The sequence below is a fragment of the Mesorhizobium wenxiniae genome, assembly GCF_002284535.1.
Lineage (GTDB): Bacteria > Pseudomonadota > Alphaproteobacteria > Rhizobiales > Rhizobiaceae > Mesorhizobium > Mesorhizobium wenxiniae.
The window spans coordinates 360,943-376,119 of record NZ_NPKH01000023.1 but is presented as its reverse complement, the minus strand read 5'-3'; the positions used below and the strand labels follow the sequence as shown (position 1 = coordinate 376,119).

Here is a 15,177-nt window from a genome sequence, read left to right as displayed (position 1 = left end):
CTCCCTTTCCCCTGCATTCTGCCTGCATCAGCCTGCCTTGTTGCGCGAGAGGAACCCTAAAAGGATCGGATAGTATGCAGCTGGGTTCTCGTAGAAGGGCATGTGACTCGCATTCGGGATGATGTGCAACTCCGACTGCGGCAGGCCAAGCTTCATGCGCAGACCACAGGCAGGTGTCAGTTCGTCGTGCTCGCCATGCGTGATCAGCACCGGCACCTTGATCCTGGGCAGGTCGGGCACCCGGTTCCAGTCCTTGAGATTGCCGATGTAGAGAAACTCGTTCGGACCTTGCATGGTCGCGTAGGGTCCCATGTTCCAGTCGTCGAGCGAGCGGCGCACCGGCGCCGGCCATTCGGGCAGGCGGCAGACATGTCGGTAGTTGAGGATCGTCACCGCCGCCATGTATTCCGGATGATCGTATGTTCCCTGCGCCTCGTGCTTCTGCATCATCGATACAGTCTCGGGTCCCAGCGAAGCGCGCAGGCGTTCCAGTTCCAGAACAAGATGCGGCATGTCGGCGACGGTATCCTCGAGGATCAACGTCTGCAGGTTCTCCTGGTAGGCAAGCGCATAGTCGATCGCCAGCCAGCCGCCCCAGGAATGACCCATCATGTGTACATTGCCGAGTCCCAGCGTCTTGCGCACCGTCTCGGTTTCCTCGACGTAGCGCGCGATAGTCCACAACGAGGTGTCCGTCGGCCGGTCGGAGGCGCCGGTGCCAAGCTGGTCGAACGCCACGACCCTGTATCCATGGTCTACCAGGCAGGAGTGCGATTCGCGAAGGTAGTCGCAGGCCAGGCCAGGCCCGCCGTTGAGGCAGAACACCGTCTCGGTGCTGGAGCCGAAGCTGTAGGCGACGACCTTAAAGCCGTCGACATTTACCTCGATGCGATCGTCGGCCGCCATCTCACGCCACATGATACGCTCCGAATGCACAGCTTTTAGGCATGCTCATATTTTAAGCGAAACGTTGGGAGTGCGTCAGCTATAAGAAGTGATAGGGTGGGGTCCGGGAGGATGTCGGCGGAAGAGCTCATGCTGGACGAAATCACAACGATCAGGCGGCGTTTCACGCGCCATGGCACCTTGGACGACTGCATCGACGAGGCGTTCGCCGCGCTGTCCGGCCTAGGCTACGACGCGCTGGTCTATGACTACACGCCCATCCCGTACGATCTCGACGGCGCTATCATGATCCCGTCGATGCTCAAGCTGCGTAACATCGATGACGACATGCGCGACTATTGGTGCGATCGAGGTTACTTCCGCATCGATCCGGTGCAGATCGTGGCGGCGCGCAGCTCCACCCCCTTCGCCTGGAGCTACGACAAGGAGATCGACACCGAGATAGGCGCGCTCCTCGACGAGACTACGGAACCCGTTGCGCGCTATCTGCGCGAGCGCGACCTCACTAGCGGCGTCACGATCCCTATCCACATGCCGCGCGGCGGCTATGCCACGGTTACCGGCATCCGCCTCGGCGCGGACGAGATGGTAGATCGGGATGCGGGAACCATCGCGCGCTTTAGCTTGCTGGCGCATGTCTTCCACGACACGGCCTACGCCCTCTACGACCGATCGGCTCTCAGTCCGCTCCTGCCGTCGTTGACTGCGCGCGAGCGCGAGTGTCTCCGCCATTCGGCACATGGCCTCTCTGCCAAGGAGATCTCGCGCGTCATCGGGCGCTCGATTCCTACGGTCGTCATGCACCTCACCGCCGCCGCCAGGAAGCTGGGCGCCAGGAACCGCACGCAGGCCGTCGTTCGCGCCGCGCATTTCCGCCTGCTCGACAACTGACGAAAAGACCCTACTCTTTTCATAGCTGCCCCCTCTGACAGGCTCGCCCTATGATGCTCGCCGCAGATCGACGAGCCTACACCCGAGGTGGTTCGACCCTATTTGGAACGCGTTTCGGGTATTCGATGGGTATTTTTCGAGCATTCGAGCCACATGCCGCATGTCTTCTGCGGACGCACCGCTCGGCAAGTTTGCAGCCGGTTCTTCCATCTATGAGGGAGAAGCCAAGTAAAGCCCCGCAGATAGCCCAAAAAGTATCTTTGGAAGAAGTGCGGGAGTTTTGACCGGCGAGGAAACCGCTTTGTTCTTGTTGAGAAGCGGCTGTATCGTGAAATCAGCACCCATGACAGTCCGCAACTGGTCAGCGGCGTGGGGGCTAAGACACGGAGCCGTGCCATGTCATCGGATAAGCATCTCCGGCCGAACCCGAAGCGGAGGCCGAAGGTGGCTTCCTCGGTTCCAGCTAAGCCGGCAGCGCCGGACGCGCGGGAGCCCGCGCCGGACGCCCGCAAGACGGTCACCATCCTCTTCGCCGACATCGTCGATTCCTCGCGGCTTAGCCTCTCCCTCGATCCCGAAGCGCTCCGGAACCTGCTCTCCCGGTACTTCGGCGAGTTGAGCGCCGTCGTTCAACGGCACGGCGGAATCGTGAACAACTATATCGGGGACGCGATCATGGCTGTGTTCGGCATGCCGTTCGTCCACGAAGACGACGCGCTGCGCGCGGTGCGGGCAGCGGTGGAGATGCGCGAAACACTTGCCATCCTTAACCACGAGCTCGAAGCCGGTTGGGGCGTCCGCCTTATGAACCGAATCGGCATCGACACCGGCGAGGTGATCGCCGGCGACCAAATGCAGGGATACTTGTCCGTCGCCGGAGAGGCCGTCATTGTCGCGAAGCGCCTTGAGGAGGCAGCGACGGCGAATGAGATCCTGATCGGGGAGCCGACGCACAAGCTCGTGCGCGATGCGGTCGTCGTCGAGCCGAGCGGGCCGCGCGCACTCAAGCGCGGCGCGACGATCCGCGCCCTCGCCGTGTTAGAAGTCCTCGCCCACGCCCCCGGCGTTGCGCGCCGCTTCGACTCGCCTTTCGTCGGGCGCGAACGCCAACGAGCCTTGCTTGAGACCGTCTTCCGCAACGCGGTCGGCGATAGAACCTGCCACCTGGTCACCATTCTCGCCGACGCGGGTGTGGGAAAGTCGCGGCTCGTACGGGAGTTCACGAGCGGCCTTGCCGAGGATGTCACAGTCTTGCACGGCCGCTGTCTGCCCTATGGCGAGGGCATAACCTATTGGCCGCTGGCCGAGATCGTCCGGGAGCTTACCCGCGCGGAGGGACCGGACTCCGGCAAGCAGCTCGCAGCGGTGATCGAGGCTCGGCTCGCAGGCGACGAGAAGGCCGGGCTGATTGCCGAGCGTGTGACCGGGGCGCTCGGGCTTGGCGGCGCGGGACAAGGGACGACCGAGGAGACCGCCTGGGCCGTCCGGAGGCTGTTTGAGGCGCTCGCGCGAGCGGGGCCGCTTGTCGTTGTGGTGGACGACGCCCATTGGGCCGAGTCGACATTCCTCGACTTAGTCGAGCACGTCGCCGACTTCTCACGCGATTTCCCGATCCTGCTCATCTGCATCGCGCGGCCGGAGCTCTTCGACTCGCGTCCTGGCTGGGGGGCCGGCAAACGCAACGCGACGTCGATCGTCCTCGAGCGGCTCAGCGACGCGGAATGCCGCGAGCTGATCTCCAACCTGCTTGGCCCCGCGCCGCTGCCGCCCGCTGCCGAGTCGAGGATCGCGAGCGCGGCCGAGGGCAATGCGCTCTTCGCTGAGGAACTCGTGGCGATGCTCGTCGACGACGCGTTGCTCAGGCCCGACAGCGTCGCCGCGTCGGACCTCGTTGAGCTACCCGTCCCCTCGACTATCAATGCGCTTCTCGCTGCCCGCCTCGAGGGCCTCCCGTCCGTCGAGCGCGCCATCCTGACGGCCGCAGCGGTCGAGGGCTCAGTATTCCATCGGAGCGCCGTCAGCGAGCTCGCCGGCCCGGTGCTCGACACATTCGAGGACGGCTTGCTCGCGCTCGTCCGCCGGGACCTTATCCGCCCGGAGGCGCCGTTGTTCGCCGGCGAGAAGGCCTATCGCTTCCGTCACGTCCTGATCCGCGACGCCGCGTATCGCTCCCTGCCGAAGAATGCGCGCGCCGACCTGCACGAGCGCTTCGCCGCCTGGCTCGAGCTAGCGGCCGCGGACCGGCTACGCGAGTTTGAGGAGATTGTCGGCTATCACCTCGAACAGGCCTTTCAGTACCGTGTCGCGCTCGGTCCGCGCGACGTGCGCGCGGCCTCGCTTGCCGCCCGGGCGTGCGAACGGCTCGAGGCAGCCGGTCGGCGGGCGCTTGTCCGCAGCGACCTGCCGGCGGCGATCAGCCTGCTTGAGAGGGTTTCCCGGCTGCTTCCCACCGATGACACACGGCGGATCGCGCTGCTCGCCGAGTTGAGCGGCGCGCTGATCGAAAGCGGCCGGCTGGACGACGCCGGGCGCGCGCTGGACGAGGCAGAGCGCTTGGCCGCTGCCGCTGACGACCAGCGCTTGGCAGCGCATGTGCTCGTTCAGCGGCAGTTCCTCCGGATCTTCCACGGCGAAGAGGGCGGGCTGGAGGAGGCGGCACGCGCGGCAGCTGCGGTGATCCCGGTCTTCGAGCGCCTCGGGGACGACCTCGGCCTCTGCCGCGCACGGCGGCTCGAGGCCTGGCTATCCTTCACCGCAGCTCGCGGCGAGGCCGCCATTGCAGCTTGGGAGCAAGCTGCTGCTCACGCGCGACGTGCGGGGGATTGGCATGAGTACTACGAAATCCTCACGTGGATCGCTTCCTCCTTGTGGTTCGGGCCCACCCCGGCAGCCGAAGGCATCCGCCGTTGCGAGGCGATGCGCGTGCAGGTGGGCGAAAGCCCCGAGTCCGAGGCAGCGATCCTCCGCCAGCTCGCGTGCCTCAACGCGATTGTCGGCCGCTTCGCGATTGCCCGCGAGCTGATCGCGACGAGCAACGCCACCTACGCCGACCTCGGCCTTACGCTCTACGTGGCGTCCTCAGAGCACGAGGCCGTCATCGAGCTGCTCGCCGGGAACCCCGCTGCGGCCGAGAGGAGCGCGCGCGCGGCGTATCGCGCGCTTGAGGAGATGGGCGAGCGCGCGTTCCGTTCGACGATGGCCGCGTCTCTCGCCGTGGTGATCCTCGAACAGGGACGCGACGAAGAGGCCGAGGACTTTGCTAAACTCAGCGCCCAGCTGGCTGCGAGCGGAGACCTGGTGACGCAGGTCCGTTGGCGCCGCGTGCGGGCACGCGTGCATGCGCGGCGGGCAGAGCTCCGGGCGGCGGAGGCGCTCGCGCGCGAAGCGGTGACGATCGCCGAAGCGACCGACTTCGTCAACGACCGGGCGGATGCACTGGTCGACCTGTCGCACGTGCTCGAGGCCGCCCGCCTCGGCGACGAGGCGGTCGCCGCTGTGTCCGGAGCGCTGCATCTCTACCAGCTGAAGGGAAACGTGGTCGCCGCGGCCGCGACCCAGCTCCGCCTAGGCAAACTCGTCAAAATGTGACACCGTCGGGAGGCGGCAAGGGCACCGCCCGCACCTCCTTGTGAACCGCTCTGGATCGGAGGTGATGTGATGCCACCGAACTTCGATACGATCGACGAGCATAAATATGTCTCACCGCTGGCCCCTAGAGCTGGACCGGGCGAGACAGTGCTGAGGCTCGATATTTGGGTCCTCCAGCCGGGTGGCGCCTGCATGGGCCTTTCTGCTTAATCCCAACTTGTTGAAGGGCCCCTTTCCCATGGGGTGAGGGTGCTACTTCCTGAAATCATTTTCAGAGGTCAAGCATGGTCACGAAAAAGAAAGCCCCAGCAAAACAGACACCCAAGCGACTCGGTGCGACGAAGCCTACGAAGCGAAAAGCTGAGACAGCGAACCCAGCCGCAACTTCCGAAATTGCCGAGCCAGTCCGCGAATTTCTCAAGAAGACATCGATTCCTACAGGATTCGTTAACCCAAAGCCGATCGTGCTGTCGGAGTTGCGAAAGCGCGTGACCGAAACGAATCTGAGGCCCACCGTTTCGCTGGAGCAACTGTTGGCCAGCGCGAATCGCATCAAGCCGGCGGACCTTCCCGTGGAGAAGTTACCGGAAGACGTCAAAGAGTCTATCCTCGCACTAAAGCCAGGGATTGGACGTTTTCACGGCGTTAAAATTCCGCTCTACTGGTTCCGTTTCCCTGGCTGAGTTCTGCCTGTGCAGATCGCTTCGGATACATGTCGTCAGCGGCCACCCGGGCGGCAACGAAGTTGCCATTCAATGTCGCGACGCAAAAACTCCTCGGCCAACTCGGTAACATGATGGGAGACCCCGGCCGTGATCCTAATCCCGCGTCTCACAATCCCGCTGATGCGGGCGTGTCTTCGATACCAGCAGGCTTCACTTATTTTGGTCAGTTTGTGGACCATGACATCACGTTCGACGTCTCGTCGACTCTCGACGCCGCTACCGATGCGAATACAATCAGTAACATGCGAAGCCCGGCGCTCGATCTGGATTCCGTTTACGGCCGCGGGCCTGGCTTAGATCCATTTCTCTACGTTTTTCCTACATGTGGTCCAGCTACCGCAATCAAGCTGCATAGGGGCTCGAACACTCCTATTGGCCCGGGCGGCCCCAGCAACAACGGTGACAAGTCGGGCATGGTCCAGCAGACGAACTGGGATGTGCCCCGCATGCAGGGCACGAATACTGCTGCGATCGGCGATCCGCGCAACGACGAAAATCTGATCATCGTACAGTTCCAGCACGCTATGCTGCGTTTCCATAACGCCGTCGTTGATCTGCTGGTGGCAGTAGCGTTTGCAGGCGACATCTTCGCAGAGGCCAAACGAATCGTGACCCATCACTACCAATGGGCCGTGGTGCACGACTTTTTGAAAAGAATCTGCGGAGTGGCTACCGTGAACAACGCGATGGCGAGCGTATCTGCTCCCATCGGTAGCTCGTTCCGAATGCCCGTCGAGTTCGCCGTGGCAGCGTACCGGTTCGGCCACAGTATGATCCGTGATACGTACTGGGTGAATTTCAACTTCCCGAAAGCCACTCTTGGAAAGGTATTTGAGTTCAATCGCGATCCACGGCTGCCGGTCTTTTCCACCTGGGTCGTTGACTTCAACGCGTTCTTTGACACCGGAGTGCCAGTACCGATTCACAACAAGGCCCGGAAAATCGATAGCTTCATGGCTAACGGATTGGAATCGTTGCCCGGATTCTCTGGAATGATGGCGATTCTGGCAACGCGAAACCTCCGGCGCGCTCTAGCTCTCGGTCTGCCGAGTGGACAGGGCATGGCCAACTCATTCGGCATTGCGCCGATGACCGCGGCGCAGTTGACATCTGGGCTGCCGGCGGCCGAAATGGCTGTGCTGAATTCCAGCGGCGGTTTACTGCTGAGCAAGACGCCACTGTGGTATTACGTCCTTCGCGAGGCTGCCGTCCTCGCCGGCGGAAATCAGTTGGGCCCGGTCGGCGGCAGGATCGTGGCGGAGACGTTTGTCAGGATTTTGGAGCGGGATGCGTCATCTTATCTGAACGTCGCCGGCGGGTTCACACCTATCCTTCCTTCGTCCACGCCTGGAAACTTCACGGTGGCCGATCTGGTGGCGTTCGCCGGAGTAACGCAACCATAGAAATCGCGTTGCGAACGCCGACGACGGGACCTTCAGCCGTGCTGACTTCAACTTCGATCCGGTCCAGAACCAGTTTACCTGTCCCGCTGGCGAGCAGCAGCACATGCAGTATCGTCGCAACTACCCGCGTTCCGACAATGCCAGTGGAAACCGGAAATATCGGGCCAGCAAACGAGACTGCCAAGGTTGTGAACTCAAGCCCCGCTACTGTCCAAAAACGGCGGTGCGCGAAGTTCTATCGTCCATGACGACGCACGCGACCACCCGCGAAACCAGCTGCGGCTGTCCCGAGGGAGCTGAAAGCTGCTGCCTTTAGGTCGCTTCTACCGAGCGATCCTGGCCACCACTGCCCTGAGCCGCCGGACTTATTTCTTTGGCGGGACACGAAAGACCTTCTCCACAGGTTCCCCTTTGTTTTTGTTCAGTTGCTCGAGCTCGTAGTTGCCTCTTGCGATCGCATCCTGGATCGTCTTCTCCAAGCTCTTAAGGGCGTAGATCTGATTCTGGAAATTCTTGATAAATTCGTCGGTGATGATGGCCATTTCATTCCTCCATTTGTGCCCCGCCCGACAGTCACCGAGCGCTACTGAAGAACGATAAAGTCAAACCACCATTCGTACAGATTAGTCCCTGTGTTGCGATCGCGCCACGCCAGGACCGAGATTCCCAATGCCGGCTGCCCGGCCTGGAAGGTTCCCAATACCCACCCCGCCGTGTCTGCAGTCCAGCGATTATACGGCGGCGTCCAAGGTGACCAATATGAGCTGTGGCTAGTGCTTTGACTTGGGCCCTCCAAGACCTGTCCTGCGCCCATGCCTCCCCCCTGCACAACCCAGGCGTCGACCCACCTGGGGACAAAATTGCCTGCGGGGAGGTCTGTGATATCGATATCACCCTTCGGCCACTCGACCCGGCCGGAGTTAAGAGTCTGAATAGGATCCCAATTGGCTGCCATGACATATCTCCAATCGCTGGCGGGCCACTCGCCCGGATTCATGAACAAGAGATCATATGCTCCTCAACTATGTCCCATTTCTTCGAAATCGGCTAGGTTATACATTAGGTGTAGATAATGTGACATGGACGCTCGCGCACGAACTTCTGGAACGGGTCCGACTGCTACCGTTTGGGAATGCCTCGAACTTCCGCAGATGGCGCAACCGCGGCCTCCAGAATGGTCGCCAACAATCTCTGCTTTCAGGCAGTGGCAACGGTCACCTCGGTGGCCGATATCAGGCGCATTGCTGCCGTTCACAACGTCGCGGTCGTCCGGTCGCCGAACCGGCGGGCGAGCTCGCCGACGAAGCGCTGGTTCTCGCCGCTGTCGACGCTCGCCAGGTAAGGAGCCGCCAGCACATGGCCGGTGCAGTGCTCGGCGCCGATCACGCGGATCTCGCCTTCGGCCAAGGTCAGGCTGGCGATCGGCCGCCGTGTCCGATCGATGCCTGCCTCGGCATAGAGCCTGTAGAGGATTTGCGCGCTGCGCCCAATCACCGTCGAGAAGACGGCGTCCGGCGCGGCCTTCTCGATATCGGCCATCAGCCGGCGCATCCGGCGTTCGTCGGCATCGAGCGGCACATACTGTTCTTCGACGATCGTGCCGCCCTTGCATTCCAGGAGATCGCGCATGACCCGGTTGGATTCATGCGGATAGATGTAGTCGGACCCGGCCATGAACACGCGCGGTCCGTAGCGCTGCAGGATGAAGTCGGCCAGCGCGAAGGTATTCTGGTTGAGCGTGGCGCCGGTATAGAGGACATTCTCCGAATATTCGAAGCCCTCGTAGATCGAAGGATACCAGAGCAGGCCGTTGTAGCGCTCGACAATCGGCAGCACGGCCTTGCGGCTGCCAGACATCGAGCAGCCGAAGATGACGTTGACGCGTCCTCGGTCAGAAGCCTGCGGGCCAGCGAACGAAACGCCTCGGGGTCGCTGCCCGGATCGTAGGTGATCGGCTCGATCTGCCGCCCCAGCACGCCGCCGCCGGCATTGATCTCCTCGATGGCCAAGGCGGTTCCGTAGAAATGCTCGCTTTCGGTGACCGAAGTGATGCCGCTGCGCGAAAAGAGGATTCCGACGCGCCATGTCCCGGCTGTACCTGTCACGGCAATCCTCCCTGAGCTTTTCCGGCAAAGGCCTATTGCACGCGAAGCGTCATGGCAATCGCCAGCGTGGTCGCTGGCTGTCTCTGCTTTCAGGAAGCGGCAAAGGTGATCTCTCCGGCAGAGATAGAGGCATTGCCGCCCGGCAGTCTGGGCCGGAACCTGACAGTCCGTGATTGGGAGCCATATGGCTAAAGGGGCCGATCCGCTACCGCCCGAATACCGGAACCGCTCAGTTGTCCGGTTACGTCGCGTTTAGCTCTGCCATGTAAGGAATTCGGAAACTGGAGGCCGCACGCTAATGTTGGACAACTACCAGGTCGACGGGTTTGGCGTGATCCACCAGATCGACTTCACACCGATCAAGTACGACAAGCAATACATTTCCTATTACGAGGACCTGAGTGACCGGACCATCAAGCTCGGATATCAGCGACTTGGCTGGGTGCTGGGAATCACCGGCCAAATTCCTCGGTCCGTCCTGGAGATTGGATATGGCACGGGCACATTCGTCGAAGCCGCGAAAATAACCGGGGTCGCCAATTGCGCCGGCTGCGACATCGCCAGGTTTCCGCTGCCCAAGGGCGTCCGCTTTGTCGATTGGGATGAGGCTCTCGCCAGCTCGTGGGATCTCGTCGCCATGTTCGACGTGCTTGAGCACATCCCGGACCTGGGTTTCCTCGCCCGCCTTCAGGCCCGCTACCTGGCCGTCGCCGTCCCTTATTGCCGCTGGCGCGAGCTCGGCACCGCCGGCGACGCGTGGTTCCGAACGTGGCGTATGCGTCTCCCCAACGAGCACCTGCACCATTTCGACCGTGACTCGCTGGTGGCACTCCTCGCACACAGCGGCTTCCAGTGCGTGACGCTGAACTGCTTCGAGGACGGGATTAGAATGCGGCCCGGCGAAGTGGGTCCGAATATTCTGTCCGGCTTCTTTAGAAAGCCATAGGCCAGTTTCCCCTTCGCTCGACCAAAGCGATAACGCTCGCGCTGTTTTCCCGCCCCCAAGCCGACTTGGTCCTTTCTCGTCCGGATTTGATCCTGACTGTGGGAAAACGGGCGAGTCAGGTAAGGTTTTGACGGATCGCTTTCACTAAACTGCCGACGCTCAGCGCCAAACAATGAGCGTCCTAGTTGGGGTCGGAACAGGTAATCCGCATCACGTCAAAAGCTACCACTAGAGCTGGACTAGCCCGCGTTCGGCCGGAGAAGCAGCTGTTGTGATCGATCATCCGGGGAACATTTTCGTCAGCATTCAATTTAAGCAGAGAAGCTGGCTTGGAGCAGATCAATGGGCATTTTTTCCGACCTCGACAAAAAACTGACGGAAAATCTCTACGCGCACGGTAACGACCTCATCGATCCTGCTGCGGATCTGCCCGAGAGCGTCGAGGAACGGGTCGAACTGTTGATGCCGTTCGTTCAGGCCGAGGCTCGCGAACTGGTCCGATCGCAAATCCTCGGCCTCATTCACGAGTACAGGAATGAGGAGTCCGCCCCATCGAGTTAGGCGAGGATCGCCTCAACTTCGAACTTTGCCGGTCCTGCCCGGAATCGAGGTCAACCGCCGTCGTCACCCGTCCTGGTCTATTGCATGGGGCGCAGGCTGAGTCCCGTCGCTGGTCCGGCCGGTCTGGTTGAACGACAGCCAAATGATGAAGAGTACCGCCAGTAGGATCACGACCCAGGCGATGATACGAGGCATGGCATTTCCCTTTCCGTGCCGAACAGCCGGTCAAGAGATCGGCTTGCCGTTAGCTCGGGCGCCGCCCGTATCGGGTTCGGAGTCGGCGCCAACGGTCGGGTCAGGCACGACCGGTCCACGTTCTGCCTCGGAACCCTCTGCCTCGATCTCTTGTACGGCCTGATCCCAACGCTCGCGCTCCCGCCCTTCCGGACGGCCTTCGCGCTCCCAGATTTCATGGGCTCGCCGCCTGATACGCGCTTCCCTGTCCATAATAGGTCTCCTGGTGCTTTCCTAATCCCGTCCTCGATGGTTTGTTCCGCGTTGCCGGACAGTGGCCGCGATCGTCTCTCGCGCATTCATACAGCTAATGCCCCACTGGACTGCCCAATGATCGCGCAGGTCCGGTTCAGTTGACGCAACCATGATGTGCTCTATTTCAAGTTGCACAGCAGTCTTGTGGTCCGTTTCGGCGCTGGGAGGACAATGTGTGGAAGCAACGCTACAAGCGCGCACTGTAAATACCAGTAAACGTCGCGGTCTTCGACTTGACTGCCTGTGGTCACCATCACCCTTGAACAACTGCCTGGGAGACGTGTGTTTTCGCAGCGCCGGAACAACATCGACGCCATCGAGGAGACACGCGCCGAATAGGACGGCGATGGTCTCGTGGTTACCGCTACCGGAGACCGGGGTCCGATGAGAATTCTCGTTGTTGGCGCCACCGGCCTGATCGGCGCTTCGGTCTGTTCCCGCCTCGTTTCCGAAGGAAATGAGGTGGTCGGCATCGTCCGTAGCCCTCGGGCAAATGCAGCCCGCGACTACCAATTGCTGGTGCTGGACATGGCGACCGCGCTACGCCCTGAAGATTGGCTGCCGCATCTGGCCGGCATCGATGCCGTCGTGAACTGTGCCGGCGTTCTGCAGGACAGCCCTCGCGAAAAGACCGGGCAAGTTCATCGCGATGCTGCGGCGGCTCTTTTTCTCGCCTGCGCGCGGGCCGGCGTTGCCAAGGTGATCCACTTCTCGGCAATGGGTGTCGATCGGGCACAGCCTTCGTCCTTCTCGGCGACGAAATATGCTGGCGATCAGGCCCTCATGGCACTTGATCTGGACTGGATAATCCTTCGCCCTTCCGTGGTGCTCGGCCGGCCTGTGTTTGGGGCCAGTGCATTGTTTCGCGGTCTGGCCTCGCTGCCGGTGCTGCCGTCAATGCCAGATACCGGCCGGCTACAGGTCGTGCAGCTCGAGGATGTGGTCTCGACGGTGCTCTTCTTTCTCAATCCCGGCAGTCCGTCTCGTATGGCGCTGGAACTTGCAGGTCCCGAACAGCTGACCATGGACGAGATTGTCGGCACTTTGCGCCGCTGGCTCGGCTGGGGTTCCGCAGCCAGGCTTGTCTTGCCGGGATGGGTTGCCCGATTTCTCTACCGCCTTGGCGATCTTGCCGCGATGCTCGGCTGGCGACCTCCGATGCGCACCAATGCCGCCAGGGAGATCACGCGAGGGGCGGTCGGAGATCCATCGAACTGGATTTCCCTGACCGGCATACACCCACAAAGCTTGGCGCAGTTCCTCGCGCTCAATCCGGCAACGGTGCAGGAGAAATGGTTCTCCGGGCTTTATTTCGCCAAGCCTGCAATCTTCGTCGTCCTGCCGTTCTTCTGGAGCATGACGGGGATTGTTTCGCTGACCACTGGCTACGGCAACGGCATCGGCCTCATGCAAAGCACGGGGGCTGGCATGTTGTCGGCGCCTGCCGTGATCGCCGGCGCTCTTGCCGACGTCGTCGTCGGCGCACTCATAGCCTGGCGGCCAACGGCGCGAAAAGGCGTCTACGCCGGCATCGCGCTCTCGCTCTTCTATCTAATCGTGGGCACTTTCCTGCGCCCGGACCTGTGGAACGAACCACTTGGGCCGTTCCTGAAGGTCTTGCCGATTATCGTCCTTCACTTCGTTGCCTTGGCGATCCTGGAGGAGCGCTGATGCTCTATTTCGTGCTGAAATACCTGCATGTCATCGGTGCCAGCGTGCTGCTTGGCACCGGCGCCGGCATTGCCTTCTTCATGCTTCTCGCCCACAGGACCGGCAATACAGCAACAATTGCGGCAGTGGCGCGCATCGTAGTGGTCGCCGACTTTCTCTTCACGGCAACTGCCGTCGTGGCGCAGCCGATAACCGGCGTCGCGCTCGCCTGGCTGGCAGGTTACTCGCTCTCCGAAGGCTGGATCGTGCTTTCCATCGCGCTTTATATCGTCACCGGTGTGTTCTGGCTGCCGGTGGTATGGATGCAGATGGAGATGCGCAATCTGGCGTCCGAAGCCGCCAAGGCGGGAGCCCCGCTGCCGGCCCGGTATATCAGGCTTTTCTGGCTGTGGTTCGCCTTTGGCTTTCCCGCCTTTGCTGCCGTCCTCGGGATTTTCTGGCTGATGATCGCGCGGCCGGCGATCGAGTGGTAACGCCTTGCCGCGGCAGATGTCGCGCCTTTCGATTTCGGCGCTGGAACATCTTTCCGATGAGTGCGTTCGGCGCGGATGGATCAATCCGTGCGCAAACGCCGACATTCAGCCTCATCCGCGACTGAAGCGGATGTTCTCATTTGTTGGCGGCGGACCTGCGGGGCTGGCCGCCGCTATCTATCTCGGCAGGTTTCGTCATCGGGTCATTGTGGTCGACGCGGGTGAATCGCGCGCGATGCTGATTGCACAAAGCCGTAACTGCCCCGGATTTCCGGAAGGGGTCAGCGGCCCCGATCTTCTGCAACGCCTTCGCGCGCAGGCCGCCGAATACGGAGCGACACTGGTGCAGGATCAGGCGTCATCGATCGAGCCGACCTTAGGCGGATTTGGTGTCGAGACAAACGCGGGGCGGATCGTCGCCCGCAAGATATTCCTGGCGACAGGTATCGTCGACGTCGTGCCTGCAATTCCGCGTCTGGGCGAGGCCATCGCCAGAGGCAGCGTACGCCTTTGCCCGGTTTGCGACGGCTATGAAGTCATAGATCGTCGGGTCGCCGTTATCGGACACGAGGCGAAGGCACTGCGAGAGGCCTTGTTCCTCAAGCAGTACACGCAGCACATCACACTGCTCGCACGCTATCTTCCCGATTTTTCCGCCAGCACACGGCGCGTGGCCATGGAAGAGAACATTGCCATTTGCGACACGTTCAAAAAGTTTGTTCCGTCCGAAAATGGTTACGAGGCCGTCCTTAAGGACGGCGAGGTGCGACATTTCGACGTCATCTATCCGGCGATGGGATGCCGGGTGCGTTCCGAACTCGCCCTGGCAATGGGCATCGAATGCTGCGACGAGGGCTATGTTGTCGTCGACAAGCATCAGCGGACTTCGGTCGATGGAGTGTATGCCATCGGCGACCTGGTCAAAGCGCTGAACCAGATCGCAGTCGCTTTTGGCCAGGCTGCGATAGCCGCGACAGATGCTCACAATGACCTTGCCCTCGGGTACGAATAGCTCTCGAAACGTACCTCGCTAGCGCAGCATGGCTGCTATCACGAAGACCGCGGCCGCTACGAGAACGACTGCGGCGATCACCAGCACCGGCCAGTTGCTGCGAGGCTGAAGATCAGGCTCGCTTCCTACCGGCCGCCGCATCGCATCGCCGAAGCTTGCTTCATTCGTGAACTCCGGCTGTCGGCGTGGGCGAGCCTCGGCGACAGGGCTGGGCACATCTGCCGCTTCGGCGTCGGTCGCTTCAGGTGCCGCGGCAGGGTCGAACCCCGGGGTCTTGTCCTGCGTCGCCCCGGCCTGAATATCGCCTCTCGCTTTGGCAGTCGTCTGATCTCGTCGTGCGGCCATCGTCGTCTCCCTGACAACCAAACTTCAATCTGCCTCAACCGGTTCCAGTCTGCGCCCGATTT

13 protein-coding genes and 2 pseudogenes are annotated in these 15,177 nt (G+C 61.6%); 10 read left to right on the top strand and 5 right to left on the bottom strand.

Annotated features, from left to right (window positions below; translation table 11 throughout):
* Positions 1–27 precede the first annotated feature (27 nt).
* Positions 28–918 (bottom strand): proline iminopeptidase-family hydrolase, encoded by an 891-nt coding sequence (locus CIT31_RS18320; protein ID WP_065010344.1) that lies wholly within the window; start codon positions 916–918, stop codon positions 28–30.
* A 117-nt stretch (positions 919–1,035) separates the two neighbouring features.
* Here CIT31_RS18320 and CIT31_RS18315 point away from each other — a divergent pair, with 117 nt between their 5' ends.
* From CIT31_RS18315 to CIT31_RS18300, 5 genes and pseudogenes are all read left to right on the top strand, one after another.
* Positions 1,036–1,797 (top strand): LuxR family transcriptional regulator, encoded by a 762-nt coding sequence (locus tag CIT31_RS18315; RefSeq protein ID WP_095519936.1) that lies wholly within the window; start codon positions 1,036–1,038, stop codon positions 1,795–1,797.
* A 57-nt stretch (positions 1,798–1,854) separates the two neighbouring features.
* Positions 1,855–2,013: pseudogene (locus CIT31_RS35230) on the top strand (proline iminopeptidase-family hydrolase); the annotation flags it as partial.
* A gap of 180 nt (positions 2,014–2,193) precedes the next feature.
* Entirely contained in the window at positions 2,194–5,385 is a 3,192-nt protein-coding gene (locus CIT31_RS18305) for an ATP-binding protein (RefSeq protein ID WP_095519752.1), read from the top strand.
* 284 nt (positions 5,386–5,669) lie between these two features.
* Positions 5,670–6,068, top strand: a complete 399-nt coding sequence (locus tag CIT31_RS35225; protein WP_245316363.1) for a hypothetical protein — start codon at positions 5,670–5,672, stop codon at positions 6,066–6,068.
* A gap of 29 nt (positions 6,069–6,097) precedes the next feature.
* A complete protein-coding gene (locus CIT31_RS18300) occupies positions 6,098–7,513 on the top strand; it encodes a peroxidase family protein (RefSeq protein WP_245316362.1) in 1,416 nt (471 codons plus the stop codon).
* A gap of 365 nt (positions 7,514–7,878) precedes the next feature.
* On the opposite strand, the gene CIT31_RS34300 is transcribed toward CIT31_RS18300, so the two are convergent.
* Both CIT31_RS34300 and CIT31_RS18290 read right to left on the bottom strand, forming a co-directional pair.
* Positions 7,879–8,055: a hypothetical protein gene (locus CIT31_RS34300; RefSeq protein ID WP_165778490.1), complete on the bottom strand. Its 177-nt coding sequence runs from the start codon at positions 8,053–8,055 to the stop codon at positions 7,879–7,881.
* Positions 8,056–8,767: 712 nt separating this feature from the next.
* A pseudogene (locus CIT31_RS18290) lies at positions 8,768–9,618 on the bottom strand (transporter substrate-binding protein); the annotation flags it as partial.
* Between the two features lie 298 nt (positions 9,619–9,916).
* Between CIT31_RS18290 and CIT31_RS18285 the strand changes: the two are divergent.
* Complete coding sequence (locus tag CIT31_RS18285) at positions 9,917–10,564, top strand: class I SAM-dependent methyltransferase (protein WP_095519750.1); 648 nt, start codon at positions 9,917–9,919, stop codon at positions 10,562–10,564.
* 342 nt (positions 10,565–10,906) lie between these two features.
* Positions 10,907–11,125 (top strand): hypothetical protein, encoded by a 219-nt coding sequence (locus tag CIT31_RS18280; protein ID WP_095519749.1) that lies wholly within the window; start codon positions 10,907–10,909, stop codon positions 11,123–11,125.
* 225 nt (positions 11,126–11,350) lie between these two features.
* Here CIT31_RS18280 and CIT31_RS18275 read toward each other — a convergent pair whose 3' ends face one another.
* Entirely contained in the window at positions 11,351–11,572 is a 222-nt protein-coding gene (locus CIT31_RS18275) for a DUF2934 domain-containing protein (protein ID WP_084831551.1), read from the bottom strand.
* Positions 11,573–11,998: 426 nt separating this feature from the next.
* On the opposite strand from CIT31_RS18275, the gene CIT31_RS18270 reads away from it, so the two are divergent.
* From CIT31_RS18270 to CIT31_RS18260, 3 genes are read left to right on the top strand one after another with little or no spacing between them, the layout of a single operon-like run.
* The gene (locus CIT31_RS18270; RefSeq protein ID WP_095519748.1) at positions 11,999–13,285 is read left to right on the top strand and encodes an SDR family oxidoreductase; all 1,287 of its coding nucleotides are present in this window, start codon (positions 11,999–12,001) and stop codon (positions 13,283–13,285) included.
* Entirely contained in the window at positions 13,285–13,758 is a 474-nt protein-coding gene (locus CIT31_RS18265; protein ID WP_095519747.1) for a DUF2269 family protein, read from the top strand. Before CIT31_RS18270 ends, CIT31_RS18265 begins: the two co-directional genes overlap by 1 nt.
* A 16-nt stretch (positions 13,759–13,774) precedes the next feature.
* On the top strand, positions 13,775–14,770 hold the full coding sequence (locus CIT31_RS18260) for an NAD(P)/FAD-dependent oxidoreductase (RefSeq protein ID WP_245316361.1): 996 nt from the start codon (positions 13,775–13,777) through the stop codon (positions 14,768–14,770).
* A gap of 18 nt (positions 14,771–14,788) precedes the next feature.
* Here CIT31_RS18260 and CIT31_RS18255 read toward each other — a convergent pair whose 3' ends face one another.
* Positions 14,789–15,115, bottom strand: a complete 327-nt coding sequence (locus tag CIT31_RS18255; RefSeq protein ID WP_029356296.1) for a hypothetical protein — start codon at positions 15,113–15,115, stop codon at positions 14,789–14,791.
* Between the last annotated feature and the right edge of the window lie 62 nt (positions 15,116–15,177).